This window comes from Pallidibacillus pasinlerensis (assembly GCF_009996845.1).
Lineage (GTDB): Bacteria > Bacillota > Bacilli > Bacillales > Caldibacillaceae > Pallidibacillus > Pallidibacillus pasinlerensis.
On sequence record NZ_JAACYS010000060.1, the window covers coordinates 1 to 20,788 of the forward strand.

Annotated in this window: 25 protein-coding genes, 1 riboswitch and 1 other annotated feature; of the genes, 10 read left to right on the forward strand and 15 right to left on the reverse strand. The window is 34.1% G+C overall.

All coding sequences use genetic code 11. From position 1 onward, the window contains the following. Nucleotides 1-28 precede the first annotated feature (28 nt). Nucleotides 29-1,219, reverse strand: a complete 1,191-nt coding sequence (locus tag GW534_RS11965) for a CapA family protein (protein WP_407670472.1) — start codon at nt 1,217-1,219, stop codon at nt 29-31. Between the two features lie 470 nt (nt 1,220-1,689). Next, a riboswitch (SAM riboswitch) is annotated at nt 1,690-1,793 on the forward strand. Between the two features lie 92 nt (nt 1,794-1,885). On the opposite strand from GW534_RS11965, the gene GW534_RS11970 reads away from it, so the two are divergent. Further along, nucleotides 1,886-3,016: a 5-methyltetrahydropteroyltriglutamate--homocysteine S-methyltransferase gene (locus GW534_RS11970; protein WP_161921274.1), complete on the forward strand. Its 1,131-nt coding sequence runs from the start codon at nt 1,886-1,888 to the stop codon at nt 3,014-3,016. A 37-nt stretch (nt 3,017-3,053) separates the two neighbouring features. Here the strand turns inward: GW534_RS11970 and GW534_RS11975 are convergent, their stop codons facing one another. From GW534_RS11975 to GW534_RS11985, 3 genes are all read right to left on the reverse strand, one after another. Beyond that, the gene (locus GW534_RS11975) at nt 3,054-4,049 is read right to left on the reverse strand and encodes an LLM class flavin-dependent oxidoreductase (protein ID WP_161921254.1); all 996 of its coding nucleotides are present in this window, start codon (nt 4,047-4,049) and stop codon (nt 3,054-3,056) included. Nucleotides 4,050-4,063: 14 nt separating this feature from the next. After that, nucleotides 4,064-4,348: a DUF3219 family protein gene (locus GW534_RS11980; protein WP_161921255.1), complete on the reverse strand. Its 285-nt coding sequence runs from the start codon at nt 4,346-4,348 to the stop codon at nt 4,064-4,066. Nucleotides 4,349-4,414: 66 nt separating this feature from the next. Continuing rightward, on the reverse strand, nt 4,415-4,888 hold the full coding sequence (locus tag GW534_RS11985) for a DUF2975 domain-containing protein (protein WP_161921256.1): 474 nt from the start codon (nt 4,886-4,888) through the stop codon (nt 4,415-4,417). Between the two features lie 252 nt (nt 4,889-5,140). Here GW534_RS11985 and GW534_RS11990 point away from each other — a divergent pair, with 252 nt between their 5' ends. Beyond that, nucleotides 5,141-6,064, forward strand: a complete 924-nt coding sequence (locus GW534_RS11990) for an AEC family transporter (RefSeq protein ID WP_161921257.1) — start codon at nt 5,141-5,143, stop codon at nt 6,062-6,064. Between the two features lie 42 nt (nt 6,065-6,106). Here the strand turns inward: GW534_RS11990 and GW534_RS11995 are convergent, their stop codons facing one another. Further along, complete coding sequence (locus GW534_RS11995) at nt 6,107-6,754, reverse strand: LysE family transporter (RefSeq protein WP_161921258.1); 648 nt, start codon at nt 6,752-6,754, stop codon at nt 6,107-6,109. Between the two features lie 175 nt (nt 6,755-6,929). Continuing rightward, nucleotides 6,930-7,364 (reverse strand): GNAT family N-acetyltransferase, encoded by a 435-nt coding sequence (locus GW534_RS12000; RefSeq protein ID WP_161921259.1) that lies wholly within the window; start codon nt 7,362-7,364, stop codon nt 6,930-6,932. Between the two features lie 167 nt (nt 7,365-7,531). Here GW534_RS12000 and GW534_RS12005 point away from each other — a divergent pair, with 167 nt between their 5' ends. Next, the gene (locus GW534_RS12005) at nt 7,532-7,954 is read left to right on the forward strand and encodes a hypothetical protein (protein ID WP_161921260.1); all 423 of its coding nucleotides are present in this window, start codon (nt 7,532-7,534) and stop codon (nt 7,952-7,954) included. A 24-nt stretch (nt 7,955-7,978) separates the two neighbouring features. Further along, on the forward strand, nt 7,979-8,233 hold the full coding sequence (locus tag GW534_RS12010; protein ID WP_161921261.1) for an indolepyruvate ferredoxin oxidoreductase subunit alpha: 255 nt from the start codon (nt 7,979-7,981) through the stop codon (nt 8,231-8,233). Between the two features lie 534 nt (nt 8,234-8,767). Here the strand turns inward: GW534_RS12010 and GW534_RS12015 are convergent. Then, the gene (locus tag GW534_RS12015; protein ID WP_202630917.1) at nt 8,768-10,102 is read right to left on the reverse strand and encodes an MATE family efflux transporter; all 1,335 of its coding nucleotides are present in this window, start codon (nt 10,100-10,102) and stop codon (nt 8,768-8,770) included. A 278-nt stretch (nt 10,103-10,380) separates the two neighbouring features. Between GW534_RS12015 and GW534_RS12020 the strand changes: the two genes are divergently transcribed. Then, nucleotides 10,381-10,650, forward strand: a complete 270-nt coding sequence (locus tag GW534_RS12020) for a Rossmann-fold NAD(P)-binding domain-containing protein (protein ID WP_202630918.1) — start codon at nt 10,381-10,383, stop codon at nt 10,648-10,650. A 38-nt stretch (nt 10,651-10,688) separates the two neighbouring features. On the opposite strand, the gene GW534_RS12025 is transcribed toward GW534_RS12020, so the two are convergent. Then, nucleotides 10,689-11,543: a glycerophosphodiester phosphodiesterase gene (locus GW534_RS12025; protein ID WP_161921262.1), complete on the reverse strand. Its 855-nt coding sequence runs from the start codon at nt 11,541-11,543 to the stop codon at nt 10,689-10,691. Nucleotides 11,544-11,843: 300 nt separating this feature from the next. Here GW534_RS12025 and GW534_RS12030 point away from each other — a divergent pair, with 300 nt between their 5' ends. From GW534_RS12030 to GW534_RS16715, 5 genes are all read left to right on the forward strand, one after another. Then, entirely contained in the window at nt 11,844-12,137 is a 294-nt protein-coding gene (locus tag GW534_RS12030; RefSeq protein WP_161921263.1) for a hypothetical protein, read from the forward strand. Nucleotides 12,138-12,218: 81 nt separating this feature from the next. Beyond that, nucleotides 12,219-12,437 (forward strand): DUF1659 domain-containing protein, encoded by a 219-nt coding sequence (locus GW534_RS12035; protein ID WP_161921264.1) that lies wholly within the window; start codon nt 12,219-12,221, stop codon nt 12,435-12,437. Between the two features lie 27 nt (nt 12,438-12,464). After that, nucleotides 12,465-12,695 (forward strand): DUF2922 domain-containing protein, encoded by a 231-nt coding sequence (locus GW534_RS12040; protein WP_407670471.1) that lies wholly within the window; start codon nt 12,465-12,467, stop codon nt 12,693-12,695. Nucleotides 12,696-12,789: 94 nt separating this feature from the next. Next, complete coding sequence (locus GW534_RS12045) at nt 12,790-12,930, forward strand: YvrJ family protein (protein ID WP_161921266.1); 141 nt, start codon at nt 12,790-12,792, stop codon at nt 12,928-12,930. 162 nt (nt 12,931-13,092) lie between these two features. Continuing rightward, entirely contained in the window at nt 13,093-13,227 is a 135-nt protein-coding gene (locus GW534_RS16715; protein ID WP_281352001.1) for a hypothetical protein, read from the forward strand. A 51-nt stretch (nt 13,228-13,278) separates the two neighbouring features. On the opposite strand, the gene GW534_RS12050 is transcribed toward GW534_RS16715, so the two are convergent. The 7 genes from GW534_RS12050 to GW534_RS12080 all read right to left on the reverse strand — a co-directional run bounded on the left by GW534_RS12050 (nt 13,279) and on the right by GW534_RS12080 (nt 20,690). Continuing rightward, nucleotides 13,279-13,692, reverse strand: a complete 414-nt coding sequence (locus GW534_RS12050) for a GNAT family N-acetyltransferase (RefSeq protein WP_161921267.1) — start codon at nt 13,690-13,692, stop codon at nt 13,279-13,281. A gap of 127 nt (nt 13,693-13,819) precedes the next feature. After that, entirely contained in the window at nt 13,820-14,260 is a 441-nt protein-coding gene (locus GW534_RS12055) for a PaaI family thioesterase (RefSeq protein WP_161921268.1), read from the reverse strand. A gap of 204 nt (nt 14,261-14,464) precedes the next feature. Next, nucleotides 14,465-15,841: an FAD-binding oxidoreductase gene (locus GW534_RS12060; protein WP_202630919.1), complete on the reverse strand. Its 1,377-nt coding sequence runs from the start codon at nt 15,839-15,841 to the stop codon at nt 14,465-14,467. Between the two features lie 155 nt (nt 15,842-15,996). Further along, nucleotides 15,997-16,482, reverse strand: a complete 486-nt coding sequence (locus GW534_RS12065) for a GNAT family N-acetyltransferase (RefSeq protein WP_161921269.1) — start codon at nt 16,480-16,482, stop codon at nt 15,997-15,999. Between the two features lie 22 nt (nt 16,483-16,504). Further along, nucleotides 16,505-17,599, reverse strand: coding sequence for a prephenate dehydrogenase (locus GW534_RS12070; RefSeq protein ID WP_161921270.1), 1,095 nt, complete (start codon nt 17,597-17,599; stop codon nt 16,505-16,507). Between the two features lie 103 nt (nt 17,600-17,702). Further along, on the reverse strand, nt 17,703-18,779 hold the full coding sequence (locus GW534_RS12075; protein WP_161921271.1) for a bifunctional 3-deoxy-7-phosphoheptulonate synthase/chorismate mutase: 1,077 nt from the start codon (nt 18,777-18,779) through the stop codon (nt 17,703-17,705). A 58-nt stretch (nt 18,780-18,837) separates the two neighbouring features. Next, nucleotides 18,838-19,075, reverse strand: a binding site (T-box leader). A 238-nt stretch (nt 19,076-19,313) separates the two neighbouring features. Beyond that, nucleotides 19,314-20,690 (reverse strand): C40 family peptidase, encoded by a 1,377-nt coding sequence (locus tag GW534_RS12080; RefSeq protein ID WP_161921272.1) that lies wholly within the window; start codon nt 20,688-20,690, stop codon nt 19,314-19,316. Nucleotides 20,691-20,788: the final 98 nt, after the last annotated feature.

Consider the following 20,788-nt stretch of genomic DNA (forward strand, 5'->3'; position numbering starts at 1 on the left):
ATTATTAATATTTTGAGCAGCTTCCACATCAATCTTCACCACTAGCAACTAACGGGCCATCTACTTCATATACTAACCAATCAGAACCGTTAATACGGTTTGATACATCTACAATTTTTCCATGGACACGGTCATGCTCCGCTCCAGTTAACATTGTTGGACGGAAATCGTTACGATTTTTTACAGATGAAATCGAAAACGGAACAATATCAATCTCCTTTTTATCCGTTAGTTTACCATTTTCAAAGTAAAATTTTTGTTGGAACACAAACGTATCTTTATCACTCGGGTTTTTATTACCACCGAACATAAAGTTCCCTAAACTGTATACAATAAATTTATCATTGTACTCTTCAATACCTTGAACAACATGCGGGTGATGGCCAAGAATTAAATCTGCACCAGCATCAATCGTATAGCGCGCCAAAGTTTGTTGGGACTCTGTTGGAACATACTGTCTTTCAACACCCCAATGAAAATGCACAAGTATTAACTCAACCCCTTGCTCTTTTAAACTATCAATATCTTGTTTAATTTGACTACGAATTTCTTGCGTATCTCGCCAACCTTCATAACCTAAAGTACCAATTTTAATGCCTTTAATTTCTGTAACATATTGATGTTCATAACCAAAATAACCGATATTTTCCTTTTCTAATGAAGTCATCGTATCTTTATACCCTTGTTCTAAATAGTCAAAAATATGGTTATTCGCTACATTCACTGCTTCAATTCCCGCCATAGTTAAAATTTTGGCATACTCAGGATCACCTTTAAACCTGAATTTCTTTTGTGCTTTTTGTGTTGCAGTTGTTAACGTTGTTTCTAAATTTACAGTTGAGAAATCATCATTTTTAAAAATATCATTCAAACCGCCGACAAAATGTTCCAAGCCCTTCGTATCTGCTTCATGTACGAAAGATCCATAATAACCGTAATCTTCATCAAAACCTAGTGTGAAATCACCTGCAGTACTAACCACAATGGTTTTAATTTCAGGCTCTCGTACTTCTTTGTTAGCCATAGCTGAAACCGAACGATCCACATGTTTTTCGACAGTGTTTGATACATTCACCCCGTTCGTTGATTGCCAATAAAGAAAACCGCCGCCTACGAAAACAATCAATAATGCTAATAACGATAAAGTTATGTACGTTTGTTGCTTTTTCTTTTTCGCTTGTTGCTGTTTCTTTCTACGACGTAGCTCTTCCTTCCCCATTTGATTAGTCAATTTTTATCCTCCCTTTAAAACAATCAAACTAGTACTTTGAACCTAAGAAAAATAAAATATATGAATCCATTAAAAATTATATAATAATCTATTAATTATTGAAATAAGATTTTAATATTTGACATATTTACAAATATTGCCAACAATTGAGATTCTACATAAAAAACCCAAACCTTATTTCGCTTTGGATTTACATACTTTTATTTAATAGAAGCTTCATAAATGTCTTGTACCGCCTTTTCAAGTGTCGCATTAAACTCTTCATCAGTTTGATTTACATTTAAGATCATCTAAGTTATCAATTGGCTTCATTAAAAGTTTTCTGAAAATTACCTTAGCGAATTATTGCAATATTTTTTTAAAAAAAGGGAGATATTTTATTATTTTCAAAAAACTGTTGACATTTTCAAAAAAGCTCGTTATTCTAAATTTAATTACATAATTAAATATTTTAAGTATTCTTATCAAGAGAGGTGGAGGGACTGGCCCTGTGAAGCCTCGGCAGCGGACTTTTTTAAGTACTGTGCCAAATCCAGAAAGCTTTTTAGCTTGAAGATAAGAAGAGCTTGATTCTGAATCGAATTTAAACCTCTTCTTATTTTTCAAGAAGAGGTTTTTATTTTACTATTAAATTAAATGAAAGAGGGAATTGAAATGACGATTAAAACTTCTGTTAGAGCTCCATTTTACGCTGATCATGTAGGTAGTTTCTTAAGAACGATGGCTGTTAAAGGTGCTAGGAAATCTTTTCAAAACGGTGAAATTGATCAAGAAAAACTAACTGCTATTGAAAATGAAGAAATCGAAAAGCTTGTCCAAAAACAAATTGAAGTTGGCTTAAAATCAATTACGGATGGTGAGTTCCGTCGTGAATATTGGCATTTAGACTTCCTTGCTGGTTTAGAAGGTGTTGACTGGTTTGAGGCTGAATATGTGAACCGTTTCAAAGGTCCAAGTCCGAAAAACAAAGCGATAAAAATTGTTGGAAAAATTGATTTTGATAACCATTATATGCTCCAGCATTTCAAGTTTTTAAAAGAAACTGTTGAAAAATACGGTGATGGATCACAAGTTGCGAAGTTTTCGATTCCAAGTCCAAACATGCTAGTTGCTCGCTACCAAGCAGATGAATACTACAACGGTGATTTAGATGCAATCATTGATGATGCAATCGTCGCTTATCAAAAAGCAATTCAAGCCTTTTACGATGCTGGCTGTCGTTATTTACAATTAGATGATACATCTTGGGTTGATTTTGTCGATGAAAAACGACAAAAAGAGGTGAAAGAAAGATACGGTAAAAACATCAATGAAATTGTTGCTTCAAGAGTTCGGGCGATTAATGGTGCAGTAAGTGAAAAACCTGAAGATTTAATTGTGACAATGCATATTTGTCGCGGAAACTTCCAATCTACTTATTTCGCTGAAGGTGGCTATGATCCGATTTCAGATACTATTTTTTCTGAACTAGACATTGACGGTCTATTTTTAGAATATGATGATGAACGTTCCGGGGATTTTGAACCATTAGCGAGCTTTAAACGAGAAAATCAAAAGGTTGTCCTTGGTTTACTGACTTCTAAATTCGCTGATTTAGAAGACCCGGAATATATTAAGAAACGGATTAAAGAAGCAAGTCAATATATTCCATTAGAAAACTTAGCAATAAGTCCACAATGTGGTTTCTCAAGTACAGAGGAAGGAAACCTTTTAACAGAAGAAGAGCAGTGGAATAAAGTGAAACATTTAATTGAAATTGCGGAAAGTGTTTGGGGAGAAATTTAATTTTAAAATGGGGACTTGAATCATTCCAGTCCCCTTCTTATTTAAGTAAAACATCAGCCATTAATTTGTAAGAATTCAATCTGTCTTCTGGATCGTGAGTAATTGTTACAATCATAATTTCATCTACATCAAACTTTTCTTGTAAATCCATTAGCGACTGACGTATTTCCTGCGGGTTACCAATAATCATTTGCCCTTTTCGTTCTTCAAGTTTTTTCTTTTCTATATTCGTAAGTTTATAGTTTTTCGCTTCTTCAGTTGATGGTACAAAATCCCCTTCACCTTTATCTTTTTGTATTGTCCAAATTAAGTTGCTTAAGGCAATCTCCTCTGCTTTTTCCGTCGTTTCTGCACAAACTACCGTGATTGTTAACAGTGTTTGCGGATTTTTTAATTGCTTACTCGGTTTGAACATATTTTTATATTCATTTATTATCACTTTTCCATCAACTTCACTCATAAACTGCCCAAAAGCATACGGTAAGCCTTTTTCCGCCGCTAAAATCGCACTTTTTCTGCTTGTACCTAATATCCATGGTACAGGTGTTACATCTGGAAAAGGTGAAGCTGTTACTCTGGAAAAGTCATGATCGTCAGGAAAATCTCGATTAAAAAAGTGAAGTAATTCATCAATTAACTCAGGAAATTGATATACTTTTTGTAAAAAATTATTAGAAAGGGCATTCGTTGCTTCTGCCGACCCACCTGGTGCACGCCCTAAACCAAGATCAATTCGATTCGGATACAACGTTGCCAGCATATTAAAAACTTCCGCAATTTTAAATGGTTTATAATGTGGTAACAAAACCGCACCAGAACCAATGCGGATTCGTTTTGTTTTTGATCCAATCAAACTTAACATTACTTCCGGAGCCGAACAAGCCAGACCTTTTAAATCATGGTGTTCCGCAATCCAATATCTTGTATAACCTAACTCATCACCTAGTTGTGCCAATTTTACTGATTCATATAACGCATCTTGAGCCGTTTGCTTTGAGGAGATTGGCGATTGATCTAATATACTTAATTTCATTTAATGACCTCTTTCTATTTTTTCACTTCTCGTAAAACTACATGGTAATCAGCAACTTGATTTTTTTCATAAAGATTTGTAATGGATGTTGAATACTGATGAATTGTTCCACGAAAGTCCAAAGATAGTTCTGGAACCTTTACATTAAAAGTTCCTTCATATAATAAAACAGCAATATCATGATACTCTTCACTCGTAACTTTGAAATCAATTTCTATATTATGTAAATCGTTTTCTAAATTATGTTTGTAAGTTTGAACTGGTATAACCCGTTCATTCAAAATAACTTCTTTCACCAAATCAATCCCCTCCTTCTATTGGTAAGCATTATATAGCATTTACCCGAATTGGAACAGCTCTTCCGCTTAAACAGTTAATTTATTTTCTTCTTTCATTTCTAATGCGCTTTTTAACAAAGCTTGAAGTACCATAGCAAACACAGCAACCACAAATGATGTGAAGATGATCGCCATACCGACAAGGAAAATTCCTGGATGCAGTGCATTAAAAATTAGTAATCCAACCATTCCGATTACATATAAAATGCTTATCGTAACAGCACAACGTTGGATTGTATGTAATGACCGAACAGATAATTGCGAAAAAACATTTTTTGTTTCAATATAATTTAAGAGTTTGTAAGCTTGAAAAAGAGCGATATAAAAAGGAATGACTGTGATATAGATTCCGAATAAAACCGGATATTGTAAATATGCATATTCAGGATACATTTCAGCGGTATACTTGGCTAATTCAGGTAATAAAGTACATGATACTAAAATTATTACGCCTAGTAAAATTACAGCTACTTTTAAAAATATGGCTTTTCCTCTTTCCATAACAACACCCCTAATGTTTTAATCATTATAAATTATAGGAGGTTTTTTATCGAATTTCAATAAATTTTTATTGTTTTTTTGAAAGTTTCCTGGAAATTTTGCTTTCATCATTGCGAACTACTTCACAATGAAACACCGAACCCGTCCCCCTGTACCAAAAATATTACAATATTTAATTCTAGCAATGTATGATAAAAAACGATATTATATTTTAAATATTCCCATTTTTAATAAGAGAAAGAAGGACTAAAATTGATAGAAACAGTGATCCATACGATATTCAATGCCATCGTTCCTTTATCGATTCCTGTAATAGCAGGTGCTTTTCTTGTTTATTTTCAAAACTTAAATATAAAACCGATCCTTACAGTCGTTTTGTATTTTCTAACTCCAGGTTTAATATTCGATACGATATTAAAGGCTGATATTTATTTTCGAGAAGTTTTAGATACAGTTCTTTATTCATCACTATATATTTTATTAATGTGGTTTGTTGCTTTACTTATTAGTAAATTATTTAAACTCCCAGCGCCAGAGTCGGCTGGATTAACATTAATGTCTACCTTTACAAATAGCGTAAATTATGGATTGCCGTTAATATTATTAACTTTTGGACAAGTTGGTTTAGAAAAGGCTGCTGTTTACGTAATCCTACAAACGATATTAGTAAATACGATTGGTGTGTTTTTTGCCGCCCGGTCCCACTTTTCGGCAAAAGATGCTTTTATATCGATTTTTAAATTACCAGCTGTTTATGCTGTCCTGCTTGTATTACCTTTTAAAATGTTTAATTGGGATCTCCCAAATGGGTTTGAAATTGGCTTTGAAATGGTAGCGATGAGTTACTCACCCATTGTATTATGTGTATTAGGTGCACAAATGATGCGCGTTACACGGACGAAGTTAGAAAAACATGTGCAAACAACGTATTATCTCGGATTAATTATCCGTACTTTTATCGCACCGATTGTTGCATTTTTAGCTCTTTTCATTCTTAACATTGACGGGATTTTAGCATCAGTATTTTTTATTTTGTCATGTATGCCAGTGGCCGTGAATGCAGCGATTTTAGCTGAAAAGTTTGACGCGTCACCACTTGCTGTGTCAAAAGCGATTTTCTGGACAACATTAGCGTCCTTCATTGTTTTACCAATTTGCATTGTGATTATTTCATAAAATTATTTCGCCATCGTGTAATTGAACTTAATTTAAAGTTACTTAAAAATCTGCAATATCAACTAAATTACTAATCCCAACTATAAACTCATAAATAAAATAACCGGCAAAACTTATTAAAAGTAACCCGGCAATTATTGAAATTGTCTTGATCATTTTCCTACTCATTAATTTTCTTGTATAAGCTAAAATCGTCAATAAACAAATATCATGAATTAAAATACCCGTTAAAACACCTGATGCAAGAATGAAAAACAAACCTTGCTCATTTTGGTCGTAGGAATTAGTAAGTACTGTACCAAAAACACTTAACCAAAACACAATGTTTCCAGGAGAGATTGCCACAAGAAAGCCATTTCGATAAGAAGATATAAATGACTTTTTTGGCTTCTCTCCTGATACTGTTATATCTTTATCAGCATTTTTAATTGAATCAAAACCAATGAATAGTAAAAATATCGCTCCAACAATCCACATCGGTACTTGAATGACGGGATTTTGCAGGATAGAAGCAAAGCCTAAATAAAGAAATATTATTAAAAGTAAATCAACGGTCATTCCCCCTAAACCTACAGCCCAACCGTGAAGAAATCCGTTTTTCAAGCCTTGCTTCGTCATTTCTACTGTGATTGCTCCTACCGGCATCGCAATCGCTAACCCGACTAACACATATGTAAAAAATAATCCCATAAACGTTCCTCCTCTAAGTAAATTTAAAAGTATGTATAATTATAAAAAAACACGAATAAATAATCAATAAATTTTTAAAAAATAGAGCATCACTTAAGTGAGCCCTATTCGAAATATATAACCGTATTTCGTTTAGCACTTCAAACGAATCACTGTTTTCTTTAATATAGCTTTATTAAAACAATTCTTTTACCATTAAATAATGTGGAATACCGTCTTCCATAAATTCATCTGATGCTGTTTCATAGCCAAGTTTTTGATAAAAACCTTCTGCATGGGTTTGTCCATGTAACTTAACTTTTTCTAATCCTTTTTCTTTCGCAATATTTTCTAATCCTTGAACAATCACTTTTCCAATCCCGAGTTTTCGGTACGATTTTAAAATACAAATACGTTCTAACTTTCCACCCCCTTCAACAACTCTTACACGCCCTGTGCCAACCGCTTCACCTTCGTGATAAACAAGAATATGTTCACAATTACCATTTAATTGATCATACTCATCAAACTCATCTTCCAAAGGAACACCTTGTTCTTTTACAAACACTTCTTCTCTAATTTTAAAGGCTTGCTGTAATTCCTCTTCATTCGTAATTTGTTTATATTCCATATCACACTTTCCCCTCATCTTTTTTTAAAAACTATATCATGTTTATATAATTTATTGAATTAGTTTTCAAAAATATTTTACGTTTATCATTTCGCTTTATATTTAATCGTATATAGGTAAAACGGTTCGTACATAATATAGGAAGAAAATAAAAAAGGTGGTTTTTTATGGGAGATGCATTCGAGCGATTACAGACCTTAATGGGTGATACAATGCAAATTCTCGACCATATGATTGTTGATGAAAAACATCAAGCCCTACTTTCATCAATTAAAGATGGCTTACAAGAACAATACCGACAAGCAGAACAAGTTTCTTATTTACGAGGCAATGAACGTTTAAACTCGACGCTTGCTATTACACAAAACTTAAATCAAATTAATCAAAATGTTCACCAATTAGAACAAAATTTACTTGCTGACTATAAAGTCTCGACTGATGATAATATTGAAGCTTATGAACAATTCGCCTATGAAAATCAACTCGAACAAGAAGAAGCATACCACGATAAAATTGACTATTTAAGTGCAGTGAAAATTAGAAAAAACATTAACAGAATGAACGGCATTTTACTCAGCATTAATCCTTAAACTAATTTTGAGAGGAGTTTAGCGATGGCCTTTGTTATTACATCACCATGTATCGGTGAAAAAGCTGCTGACTGTGTCGATGTATGTCCCGTTGATTGTATTGCAGAAGGAGAAGATCAATTTTTTATTGACCCTGACATTTGTATAGACTGCGGAGCATGTGAAGCCGTATGTCCTGTGCAAGCGATTTATTATGAAGAAGATGTACCACCGGAAGAATTAAAATATCTTCAAAAAGCGATTGAGTTTTATAAAACATATGAAGGGGAAACTAATTAGTTAAAACATCACATAATGAGGTTGATGTTTTATTTTATTATGAAAAAAGGAATGTAAGATAAGGCCCCTTGTTTGAAAGTCCAATCATTATTTGCGTGAGATAGCGTCTATTGGACATTTCTTGCTCTTTTTCTTCACAAAATGTCTGTGAGATGGCTTCTCGTGGACAGTTCATTCCTCTTTTCTTCCTAAAATGTCCACGAGACCCTTTCTCGGGGACAGTTTGAACCGTTTTTCTCCCTAAAATGTCCACGAGACCCTTTCTCGGGGACAGTTTGAACCGTTTTTCTCCCTAAAATGTCCACGAGACCCTTTCTCGAGGACAGTTCATTCCTCTTTTCTTCCTGAAATGTCCACGAGACGGCCCCTATGGACATTTCAATATCTTTTTTTCCATAAAATGTCATCGAGAACGCTTCTATCAAACATTTCTTACTCCTGTGACATCTACCAAAAGTTCGTTCATATCAAAAATGAACAAACTTTCTCCAATGTATAACCTTGAAGGAAGTAATACAAGGGTCCTCCACATACTTAAGAAGAAAACAGCCGCTTTTTCTTCCAACCGCCCCACTGAAAATATGAAAAAGCAAAAATACTACTGATCAAAAAACTAATCCCGATCCCAACCGGAATACCGTTCGCACCCATAATACTAGAACAAAAATATGCTAACGGATAGCGTAACACCCAAAATGAAATGATGTTTAAAATCAATACTTGGTACATTGCCCCTGAGCCTCTAACAATCCCATTTAAAATAAAGTTCAACCCAATAAACGGATAAAAGTAGGTAATAATTTTTAAATAATCGGTTCCGTACTGAATCGCCTCTGTCTCATTTAAGAATAGTTTCGTCAACATATTCGCTAAAACAAATACAACCGTTGCAACAATAATCATGATGACAAAATTATAAATCGTTCCGTAAATCGCAATTTGTCGTACACGATCCCAACGATTCACAGCAATATTTTGCCCCGCCATCGCATTTACAGCTGTTCCAAGGGCCATTGCAGGAAGGATTATTAAACTATCAATTCTTTGTGAAGCACCATAACCTGCAACAACCGCTCCACCGAAGGAATTTACAACCGATAAAATCGCCATCACTCCCGCATGAATTACCATCATTTGTAACCCAGCAGGAATTCCTAATTTAAAGATGAGCCAAACCTCTTCTTTTTTCGGTAATTTTGGTACTGTAAATGGGATGACTTTTTTACGTAACGTATAAATGAAAGCTAATAAAAAGGCAGTTCCTTGAGATACTATTGTAGCCCAAGCAGCACCAGCAATTCCCCAGTTAAATAACGCTATAAAAATTGGGGCTAAAATTGTATTTAACACTACAGCAATAAACACAAAACGAAGAGGTGTTTTACTATCCCCTAACGAACGTAACGCCGTCCCAATAAAGTTATACCCCATCAATAGTATTATTCCGAGAAAGTTAATTTGTAAATATGTACTTGCTGCATCAAGCATTTCGGGAGGTGTATTTAAAAAGCTTAATATATTTTTAGAAAATAAAAATCCGAACAATCCTAGTAATACTGAAAAGATTGATAGAATAACAACAAAGGCATTTACATAATTAACTAGCCCTTGATTGTCATCCCTTCCCTTTAATTGAGACAAAATTGTTAACGTCGCATTATTTATCCCAATTAAAAACGCAAGTACGGTTACGATAATCGTTGCGGCAATTGTCACCGCTCCTAGAGCTTCATCTCCAATTAAATTCCCAACCCATAAACTATCGATAAATTGATAGGATACTTGTAATAAATTTGTAAGTATAATCGGTCCAGCAAAAACAATCATCTGCCTCCGAATTGATCCTTTAGTAAAGTCATGTTGTGCCAAACTAATTTACAGCTCCTTTTTCAAAAATCATAAAACCCACGATATATTTCAACTCGTTTTTAAGTTTAGCATACAAATATTAATAAAGAACTTTTTTAGCTTGATAGTGCTTAACTCCTTTTTTACGTAATATTTCTAATTAAATATGCGTCATTTTTTCGACATTTCTGTGACATAATATATAGTTTGTAAAAGCAGAAAGATAACGCTCCAAAAGTTAAGGCAAGAATTATTGTTGAAGGGCCAATGCACCAATTACAGCTGAAGCTGACGAATACTTGAATAATCTAGGCTTTGTTATTTTACCGGACGTCTTATCAAATGCTGGTGGCGTTATCGTTTCTTACTTAGAATGGTTACAAGGACGAGAAACACAGTTTTATAGTGAAGAAGAAGTCTTTAAACAATTATTTGAAAAAATGCAAGCTACCTTTGATCGTGTTTACCCTCAATACTTTAATGACAAATATTCTTTACGTGAGCAGTGCTATATTCAAGCAGTTAAAAAGTTATGTTCGACTTTATACCGTCAAGGGAAACTGTATTAATCTTTAAAAAGCTGGGACAACAAACTGTCCCAGCTTTTTTATGCTAAATTTTCCCTCTCACTACGTAGTGCAATAGCTCTTTCCGGAAAGTCGGTTATAATAGCTTCCACATTTAAATTAAGTAATTGAATAATTTCATTCGGGTCATTTACTGTCCAAACGCGAATTTTTTCATATAAATTTTGCCAATGATTTTGATAATTTTCATTTAATTTTTCTCTTATATATTGCGTAATTTCCTTAGGCAAATCAATTTGCGGATGATTCATTAGGTGATTAATTTGCTGAAAGAGATTTTTATTTGGTATTAAAATATGTTTATGAAGGTGAAGTGCTTCTAAACCTAAAGTACGTAAATGGTCTTCAGGTAGAGTAATCCCTTCATTCAACAACCAAGCAATTTTTGCATCTGTCTCGATTTCTTTTATCCTTAATAAGGTTGGTAGATGAAAAGATGAATAAATAATCTTTTTATCACTCGCATACTGTTTCACAAGTTTCAACACTTTCTCTTCAATTCCATTATAAGGAATCACATATGTTTTTAACTCTATATTTAATTCGATGTCATATGAACTTATTAGTTCAAGCACTTCTTGTAACGTCGGAACTTTTTCCTTATCCCAGCTTTCTTCATACTTTTCAAAGTGATTAAACACGCTTCCTGCACTTGCTTCTTTAATTTCAGCTAATGTTAAATCTTTTATCCAACCGCTCCTATTTGTTGTCCGGTCTAAAGTTTCATCATGAATGACAACAACTTCTCCATCCTTCGTTAAATGCACATCCAATTCTATGCCATCCACACCGTGTTCGATTGCCTTTTTAAAGCTTAATAATGTATTTTCTGGGTATGTTCCTTTCGCCCCACGATGACCGTAAATCTTTGTCATGCAATCCTCTCCTTAAAGACACATAAACTTATTCCGTTTACATTTATCCCATTATTCTAAGTATATATGTTCATTAAAACATCAAATGATGAATACACATAGTTATTTTTTTCATTTTTATATAAACTTTACAATTCCTTAATTTGTATGAAAAATTTTCAGTGTTTTCGTTACTTCAAATTCAATACGTACTACTCCCTCCTTTCTTTCACTTCTATAATTCCCTGGATTAAATACTGTTTATAAATATTAAAACTGTCAATAATTGTGATAACTAATTTGTTCGGAGGTGATGAAAGTATGAACACAAATACATATTATTTCGAATTAGCATCCCTTGTATATGAACATTTCGGCATCGATCTTTATCAAAAAGTATATTACGGTAAGTATTTTTTAACGGTGCAAGATTATTTAATTGGTGTAAGTATTACCGATCGGATAAAAAACATTTTAGCGCTTTTACGTACACTACCAAATGAACAAGAGGTGATGCATTTTATTGAAGCAGCCATCCGCAGAATTATTCAAGATACGCTTGAAAACCCACAAACATATGACTCCTTTTATAATACTCGGTTAAAAGTAGTTTAAATCTAAAAAAATTTTATTTTTTATTAACCCTTTTTCAATTTTTCCTTCATAACAAAGATGAAAGGAAGGAGGTGTAAGGATATGGCAACAGCGATTCATTATGATACAAATATTCGTTTAATTTTTGAAGCTGGTGTTGACAACGAGGGAAATCCTATTTTCAAAAGAAAAAATTACAATAACGTGAAGACAACAAGTAGTACAGCAGAAATTTTTCAAGCAGCTAAAGCAATTGAAAGCCTTTGTCAACTACCGCTAGTTAAAATTGAACGAGACGACAAAACGGAAATCGTTGAATAATCCATTCATTAATTAAAAATTTAGGAGGTGAATACATTGGATACAACTTTAGAATTAGTGTTTCTCGATTCAGATGGTAAAACAGTCCGCCTATCCGTAAATGATCCGAAAGAAGATTTAAATGCTGAGACAATTAAAGATGCCATGGAACAAATAATTGCCGCTAATATTTTTGAAACATCATCAGGAGCATCTTTAGTTTCAGTTAAAGAAGCTCGTAAAGTACAACGGGCGGTAGAAGTTTTTGAATTAGAATAATTTCTAATAAAAATAGTTTAATAGTTTAATTGAGGCTGTTTCCAAAAGGGTGACCGTTTATGGGACAGCCTCTTCTAGTATAGGAGGGAAGGAAATGTCCGAGCTTTACGCTTTGATTGGTGAACTTGGTTTTCCAATTGTCGTTACCTTAATTTTACTTTATCGGGTAGAAGCGAAATTGGACCAAGTGATCCAATCCATCGACAAACTGCCGGAAAAATTAACAAAAGCTTAATCTATTAACCTATGAATTCCTAACAACAATTAACAAAAAATAGATTGTATTCTTAAAAGGAACAAAAATTGATTTGATAATCTAGTAATTTTTACACCCTTGTCCATTTCCCCCTTTCTACCTTCTCATAGTATATAGAAAGAAGATAAAGGAGGGATATGCATGGGGAAAAAAAGACGCTACGGTAACAGAGAAAGTGGCACTTTACTATTTGGAGGTAAAGAGCCGAAAGGAAAGACTCCGTTAACTGGAGAGAGTAAAAAGAGAAAGAAAAAGAATAAAAAGAACACTCAATAAAGTAACAAAGAGTAAGGGACTATCCTAATTGATAGTCCCTCCTTTCTTTTATTAAATCAACAATCGACCGATGAGAACACCATTGAACCAATAAATAAGCGGTTGAAATCCCCAACGCTGAAATTTTTGCAAACTCTCTTCATTGTCCAAACTTACATAACCTAAAATGCCATAAATATTGTTTTCTAATGCATATTCAACCATTTTAGGCAATAACTGACTTGCAATGCCTTTCCCTTGATATTCCTCATCGAGCACAACATAATCAACATAAGCAAAACCATTTATAATCCATCGATACGAAATATAACCAATAACTCGATTCTCATCATTACAAATGACTAAAACTGAATCAGCCGTATTTAAAATTTGTCTCGTTCGTTCACGAGTTGTTTCGAAATTATTTATTGTAATATCTATTAAACGGCGATCGTCTCTAGCAGGCCTACGCTTCCGAATATACATCTTCCACCTCCAAAATATTTGCCTGCTATTAACATATGATTATTTCAAAATAACTCTTGTACTAGTATCCTATTAATTTTCACAACAAAAATAATAGGAGCTAACTTTTGTCAGCTCCCAAACTCTATTATGTACTCTTCTTCTCATAACGATAAAACGTGCCATTCGTCCTACATAATAAATCCCCATTTTCATTTCGCACATCACATTCAATAAAACAAACTTTATAACCATCTTTAATATATCGAGCCGTGGCAACCAACTTTCCCGTTGATACCGCTTTAAAATAGGACGTTTTCAATTCTAACGTCACATATTGAACATTTTTAAAGTAAAAATTCAAATGCCCCATCGCCGTATCCGCAATAAACGTTAAAATACCGCCATGAACTATACCAGATGGGTTAAACATTAAATCCGTAACCGGTGCAGAAACGGTACAAGATCTCGCATCATCATCATAATCAAACTCAAATTGAAACATTTTAAACATAAAAATACTTTCTGGTTTTAAATCGTAGGAGTCATAAGCATACTCTGCTTGCTTTAGAAACTGTTGTTTTTCCAAAAAATTCACCTACCAAAGTTAGTTTTCTATAATCATAACATAATAGACGAAATGTTAAAAAATTTTCCATTTCAAGAAACAAAACAATTTCAAGAAACAAAACATAACATTATTAAACAGAAGAATTTACCCTATTTATATTGACGGTTTAAAAGAAGAACTGTTATAACAATAAAACTCTGCAAAGTTATGCAAAGTTTTTTCTTAAAAAATTTTACCAGGATTTAAAATTCGATTCGGATCTAACACATCTTTTATCTTTTTCATGTAATCAAAGGCCGCACCATGTTCTAACCGTTGAAATTGTTTTTTGCCAAGTCCAACACCATGCTCCCCTGTACAAGTCCCTCTTCTTGAAATTGCATACTCGACAAGTTCTTTATTTAATTGTTTCGTTCTTGCAATTTCCTCTGCATTATTCGTATCAATCATGAGTGTAACATGGAAATTCCCATCCCCTACATGACCGGCAATTCCTCCTGGGATGCCACTTTTAAATAGTGCCTTCCTAGCATGATAAATAGCGCCGGCTAATTCGGATATTGGTACACATACATCCGTTGCCATCAATTTTCTTCCCCGATACGTATGGATAAAAGCATAAGCCATATTGTGACGCACTTTCCAAAGTTGATTCCGCTTCGCATGATCTGTTTCATAAATAAAATCACGACAGTTGTGATCATCTAGAATTTGTTTTGTTAAACGAACATCTTCCATTAATCCAGATTGATTTCCATGAAACTCAAATAGTAACGTCGGCTTTACTGGAAAATCCGTTTGGCTATGTTCATTCACAACATGCATCGTTTGTTCATCAACTAACTCTGCACGGGCAACAGGAATCCCTGCTTGCCTTACATCAACTACTGCATTAACGGCATCATCAACGGTTTGAAATACTGCTCGGGCAGCCATTACATATTCCGGCAAACCATGGACTTTCAAAGTTAACTCTGTAAAACAACCTAACGTTCCTTCTGACCCGATAAAAAGACTCGTTAAATTATAGCCAGATGATGATTTCGCAGCCATATTTCCCGTATGTATAATCGTTCCATCAGCTAACACGACTTCCAAATCTTGTACTTGATTCCGCATCGTGCCGTATTTAACCGTTGTCGTCCCACTTGCACCTGTAGCTGCCATACCTCCTAAAGTTGCATCCGCGCCTGGATCAACGGGAAAAAATAGTCCATATCCCTTTAACGCTTCATTTAACTGAGTTCGCGTTACACCTGGTTGCACAACAACTAACAAATCTTTTTCCCGAATATCGATGATTTCATTCATTAAAGTGAAATCTAAGGAAATTCCTCCTTTAACTGGAATGACATGGCCTTCTAAACTGGATCCAATTCCAAATGGAATGACAGGACATTTATATTTTTGTGCTAGTTTCATAATTTTACTTACTTCTTCTGCTGTTTTCGGAAAAACAACGACATCTGGTAAATTCGGAGTATGATAGGATTCGTCTTTAGAATGTTGTTCTAATATCGTATCGTTTTGACTAACTCGCTCAGCGTCTATCGTTTCTTTTAATTCCTCAACTAGACTTCTTACATCGATTGTCTGCAACTAACACCACCCCTTATAAAGAAAAATCAGAAAATTATTTTTTTGTTTATTATATTATACTTTTATAATTCACCGCTAGCTTTTTATAGAAAAACAAAAAGGTTCGCCCACTTTTTACGTTCTTATAAGAGCAAACCAATTAATTAAAATTTTTATTAGATTTTTTTATACAAAAATAAATCATCTACATATTTTCCATTAATAAAAAATTCATCGACAAGTCGACCTTGTTCAACAAATCCATTTTTCTTATAAAATGAGATTGCAGTAGGATTCGTATCCAATACTCTTACGGTAATTTTTCTGATTCCATTTGTCCTTGCCCAAGATTCAATAAAATTCATTAATGCTTTACCAACACCCTTTCTTTGAAAATCAGGGTGGATACCGATATCTAATTCTAGTACATGACGATTCGTTTCTAGCGGTGTTGGATGACGGAAACCGATATATCCGGCGACTGAACCGGCAATCTCGGCAACAAATTGACTGCCTTCAGCATGATTGTTACCATACTCCTCTACACTTTCATAATAAATAGAGGATGGTGTATTCGTTTCATTCCATATAAGATGGTCTATTGTCATGAGTTGTTGGAAATCCGCCTTTTTTGAAGGTCGAATTTTTACGTAATCTTCCATTTGATTCCTCACTATTTTCTAACTAATACGTTTCATAGCCATGTTGTTCAAGGACTGTTCTAGCCTTTATGCGATGTTCTTCTGTCTGCAAGGTAACTTGTAAGACCCCTAGTAACCCTTCTCTTGCCTCAATAATATTAATATTCGTAATGCTAATTTCATTTTCTGCTAAAATCGTTGCAATTTTTGCAATCGCACCAGGTTGATCGACAATATCAACAAACAAATCGTAGTAAGATGGAATTGCACCTTTTGCCCGAACTGGCATCGTATCTCGAAAGTCCTTTGCTTCTTGAAAATAACGGGCAATCGCTTTTCCATTTTCATCCGATTCGAGAATACTTTTTACATTGCGCATTTCCATAATCCAATCATCAAGCAAGTCCAATAAGTTATCCCGATTTTGTTTGACAATATCTTTCCACATTCTCGGACTACTTGATGCAATTCTCGTAATGTCACGAAAACCGCCTGCAGCTAACATCGAGATAAAAGGATTTTGATCCGAATGTTTTTTCACCTGTTTTACTAGGGATGCTGCAATAACATGTGGGAAATGGCTTACGGCTCCAGTTATATAATCATGTTCTTCCGCATCTAAAACGAGAAATTTTGAGTTTGTTCCTTTTAGCATTTTTTTTAATTCTTCAATTTTCTCATAAGGTGTTGTAGTTTGTGGAGTTAAACAATAGAAGGCATTTTCAAATAGGTGAGCTTTTGCACTTTCTACTCCTGTTTTATGTGACCCAGCCATCGGATGACCACCAATAAATGTTACATCCCCATTCCATAATTCATTCGCTAGTTTCATGATGTCTCGTTTTGTACTACCAACATCTGTAATAATTACTTTCTCTTTTAACTTATAACTTGCAAGTATTTTCATTATCTTTTTCGTTTCTTCAACGGGCGACGCTAAAATAATTAAATCCGCCTTTTCAGCCGGTTCTTCTAAATCTCTTACTGCTTCATCTATCACTTGTAACGATACCGCTTTTTCAACTTGTTCAAAATTAATATCGAACCCGTAAATAAAACAATCATGTTCTTTCCGTATGGCTAAGGCTATGGAGCCTCCGATTAAGCCTGTACCAACGAGCAATACAGTTTTCTTCATGACTATAAACCTACCTTTTGCTGTATAGGAAAATTCCGGTTACTTAATGAATGGTACTCGTAAATGACGGTGAAAGGCGTTTACCTTTCACCGCTTTTATTCATTATGATAATTTTTTAGAGAATGCTTGAACTTCATCCATGAATTCATTGAATTGTGGAATGTTCATTTGTTGTAATGAATCAGATAAAGCAACTGCTGGGTCTGGGTGAACTTCTGCCATAATTACATCGGCACCGATTGCTAAAGCTGCTTTTGCTGCTGGTAATAATAAGTCTCTACGACCTGTTGAATGCGTTACGTCAACCGCAACTGGTAAATGCGTTTCTTTTTTCAAAATAGGAACAGCTGAAATATCTAACGTATTTCTTGTTGCGCGCTCGTACGTGCGAATACCACGCTCACATAGGATGATTTGGTCATTTCCTCTTGAAATAATGTATTCCGCTGCATTGATGAATTCAGAAATTGTTGCGGATAAACCACGTTTTAATAATACCGGCTTATTAACAGATCCAACTGTTTTTAATAGGTCGAAGTTTTGCATGTTTCTCGCACCGATTTGAATGACGTCAACGTATTCTAACGCAAGTTCAACATCAGAAGGTGTCATAATTTCACTAACGACAGACATATCTAATTCATCAGCAACTTCGCGTAAAATCTTTAATCCTTCTAAACCTAAACCTTGGAAATCGTATGGTGATGTACGTGGTTTGAAGGCTCCACCACGAAGTAATTTCAAACCTCTTTCCTTCATCGCAAGGGCAACCGCTCTTGTTTGTTCGTAACTTTCAACGGCACATGGTCCCATAATGTAGTATTGGTTACCATCACCAATTGTTTGACCGTTAACATTCACGATTGTATTTTCAGGATGCGCTTTTCTTGAAACAAGTAATGTTTTTTCGTAATCTTCTTCTTGCAATTCTAAGCTTGCTTTGAAAATCTCTTTGAAAATATGTTTAATTGTGGACGGTTCAAATGGGCCATCATGTTTTTGTAAAATTAAATCTAAGGATTGACGTTCACGAACTGGGTCAAAACGTGTAACACCTTGTTTTTTCTTTTCATTTCCGATTTGCAGTACAATTTCAGCCCGCTTGTTTAATAAATCTAGAATTTGTAAGTTAATTTCATCCACTTGATCACGTAACTTTGCTAATTGGCTATCTGTCATTTTCAATTCCCTCCATCTTTTTATAAAAATAAATTAAAAAGTCCCTACTGGTTAAACCAGTAGGGACGAATTTATCGCGGTACCACCCTAATTGTAGGCAAAAATAAGCCTACCACTCAATTGAATAACGGTTTATCACCGTCTTTTTCTTACAAAAACTGAATATATAGAAATTTCGTAAGAAAAAGATGCTCGAGGAATGTAATTCATGCTTATCTATGCGCTGATTTGCACCGACCATCAGCTCTCTTAAGCAGTGAGATAAGACACTACTTCGTTCCCTTCTTCGCATATCGTAGATTAAATTTTTATTTTTTAGTTATTGTTTTGAATTATAAACCGATTATGTGAATGAGTCAACAGTTTTTATTGCTTTATTTAAATAAATTTTCGAAAAAAAGACTATTTTCGCTGTTTACTAAGTCTGAAGCACAAAATTCCCTACTTAACAAACAATATATGTTATTAAAAAAAGACTGTCATCAAGTTAAAAACTTCAGACAGTCCTGTAATTTACAATGCCTCACTTACATTTTAATAAAAACGTTTATAGCTATCAAAATGTTTACTCCAATAAGAGTTATTTAAGTTAACAATTCGAACTCCACTACTAGTCGCGGAAATAAATTCATTATTTCCTATGTAAATTCCCATGTGAGAAATACCTTTCTTATATGTATCTTTAAAGAAGACAAGATCACCAACTTGAGGTGTTGTAACATAGTATGAACGGTCAAAGTATCCTTCTGCACTATAGCGTTTAATGTCCATACCTGCATTTTTATAAACATAGTAAATGTATCCACTACAATCAAAACCAGACGGCGTAGTACCACCCCAAACATATGGTACACCGTTAAAACTTTTAGCTAATTCAATTAGTTTATTCACATCATAACTAGCACCTGTATTTTCATTCGGTGTATTATTAGATGTTGTATTTGAATTAGAGGATCCACTATCCGTGGATTTACCACCGACAACGTTTAATTTTTGACCAACATAAATAGTATCAGAAGATAAATTATTCCATTTCCGTAAGTCTGCAATTGAAACCCCTAATGTGTTTGAAATTTTCCATACAGAGTCCCCTGCACGAACGGTATACGTTGTAGTATTAGCATTATTGTTGTTATTGTTGCTCGTGTTAGTGTTATTATTTTTGTTTCCATTGTTGTTATTGCTATTATTGTTTTTATTCTTGGATGAATCTTGATTTGCTGGGACTTGCGCATTCTTCTTAACGACTAAAACGTCACCAGGATAAATTAACGTCGTTTGCAATTTATTTAAATCCATTAATTCCTTTACAGTAATACCGTGCTTATATGCGATGCCGCTTAATGTATCACCTTTTTTAACGGTATACGTAGCTGCATTTGAATTTGACTCTTGCTTCTGATTTTCTTGTTTTGCATTATTTGACGTGTTGTTTTTATTTGACGTATTGTTATTTGTATTCGTCTTTTCGTTTGAGCCTGTCTCTTTTACAACTAACACATCACCTGGGTAAATTAACGAAGATGTTAAATTATTCCATTCCATTAAATTTTTTACAGTAATTTTATGCTTTACTGCAATCGCACTCAGCGTATCACCCTTTTTGACCGTATAAGTTGAAGTTGTTGTAGAAGGCTGAGCATTCACATTGTTATTTGATTTATTGTTATTATTTGAATCTACTTTTGTAGCACTTGTTTGTAAAACTTGATTTGGAAAAATAAGATCAGATGATAGATTATTAATTTTTTTCAATTCAGAGACAGTCGTATTATGTCGTTGAGCAATTGACCATAACGAATCTCCAGGTTGTACCTTATACGATGCCGCTTCAGCTTCATTACCTAATAGTAACAAAGTTGCAAATGCTGCACTTGCCGTTACCGTAGCCTTTACTTTTTTACTAGTCATTGTGGTACCTCCTATTTCTTAGAAAACTGTCGTTCTAGTTCAGAATAATTAGTTCTATTATAATATAAAATAGAATTTTTGGTAGATTAATAGGGAAA

Coding starts and splice junctions, on each gene's coding strand:
- GW534_RS11965 (WP_407670472.1), bottom strand. CDS start 1,219: ATGGGGAAGGAAGAGCTACGTCGTAGAAAGAAACAGCAACAAGCGAAA.
- GW534_RS11970 (WP_161921274.1), top strand. CDS start 1,886: ATGACGATTAAAACTTCTGTTAGAGCTCCATTTTACGCTGATCATGTA.
- GW534_RS11975 (WP_161921254.1), bottom strand. CDS start 4,049: ATGAAATTAAGTATATTAGATCAATCGCCAATCTCCTCAAAGCAAACG.
- GW534_RS11985 (WP_161921256.1), bottom strand. CDS start 4,888: ATGGAAAGAGGAAAAGCCATATTTTTAAAAGTAGCTGTAATTTTACTA.
- GW534_RS11995 (WP_161921258.1), bottom strand. CDS start 6,754: ATGGGATTATTTTTTACATATGTGTTAGTCGGGTTAGCGATTGCGATG.
- GW534_RS12000 (WP_161921259.1), bottom strand. CDS start 7,364: ATGGAATATAAACAAATTACGAATGAAGAGGAATTACAGCAAGCCTTT.
- GW534_RS12005 (WP_161921260.1), top strand. CDS start 7,532: ATGGGAGATGCATTCGAGCGATTACAGACCTTAATGGGTGATACAATG.
- GW534_RS12010 (WP_161921261.1), top strand. CDS start 7,979: ATGGCCTTTGTTATTACATCACCATGTATCGGTGAAAAAGCTGCTGAC.
- GW534_RS12025 (WP_161921262.1), bottom strand. CDS start 11,543: ATGACAAAGATTTACGGTCATCGTGGGGCGAAAGGAACATACCCAGAA.
- GW534_RS12030 (WP_161921263.1), top strand. CDS start 11,844: ATGAACACAAATACATATTATTTCGAATTAGCATCCCTTGTATATGAA.
- GW534_RS12035 (WP_161921264.1), top strand. CDS start 12,219: ATGGCAACAGCGATTCATTATGATACAAATATTCGTTTAATTTTTGAA.
- GW534_RS12045 (WP_161921266.1), top strand. CDS start 12,790: ATGTCCGAGCTTTACGCTTTGATTGGTGAACTTGGTTTTCCAATTGTC.
- GW534_RS16715 (WP_281352001.1), top strand. CDS start 13,093: ATGGGGAAAAAAAGACGCTACGGTAACAGAGAAAGTGGCACTTTACTA.
- GW534_RS12050 (WP_161921267.1), bottom strand. CDS start 13,692: ATGTATATTCGGAAGCGTAGGCCTGCTAGAGACGATCGCCGTTTAATA.
- GW534_RS12065 (WP_161921269.1), bottom strand. CDS start 16,482: ATGGAAGATTACGTAAAAATTCGACCTTCAAAAAAGGCGGATTTCCAA.
- GW534_RS12070 (WP_161921270.1), bottom strand. CDS start 17,599: ATGAAGAAAACTGTATTGCTCGTTGGTACAGGCTTAATCGGAGGCTCC.
- GW534_RS12075 (WP_161921271.1), bottom strand. CDS start 18,779: ATGACAGATAGCCAATTAGCAAAGTTACGTGATCAAGTGGATGAAATT.
- GW534_RS12080 (WP_161921272.1), bottom strand. CDS start 20,690: ATGACTAGTAAAAAAGTAAAGGCTACGGTAACGGCAAGTGCAGCATTT.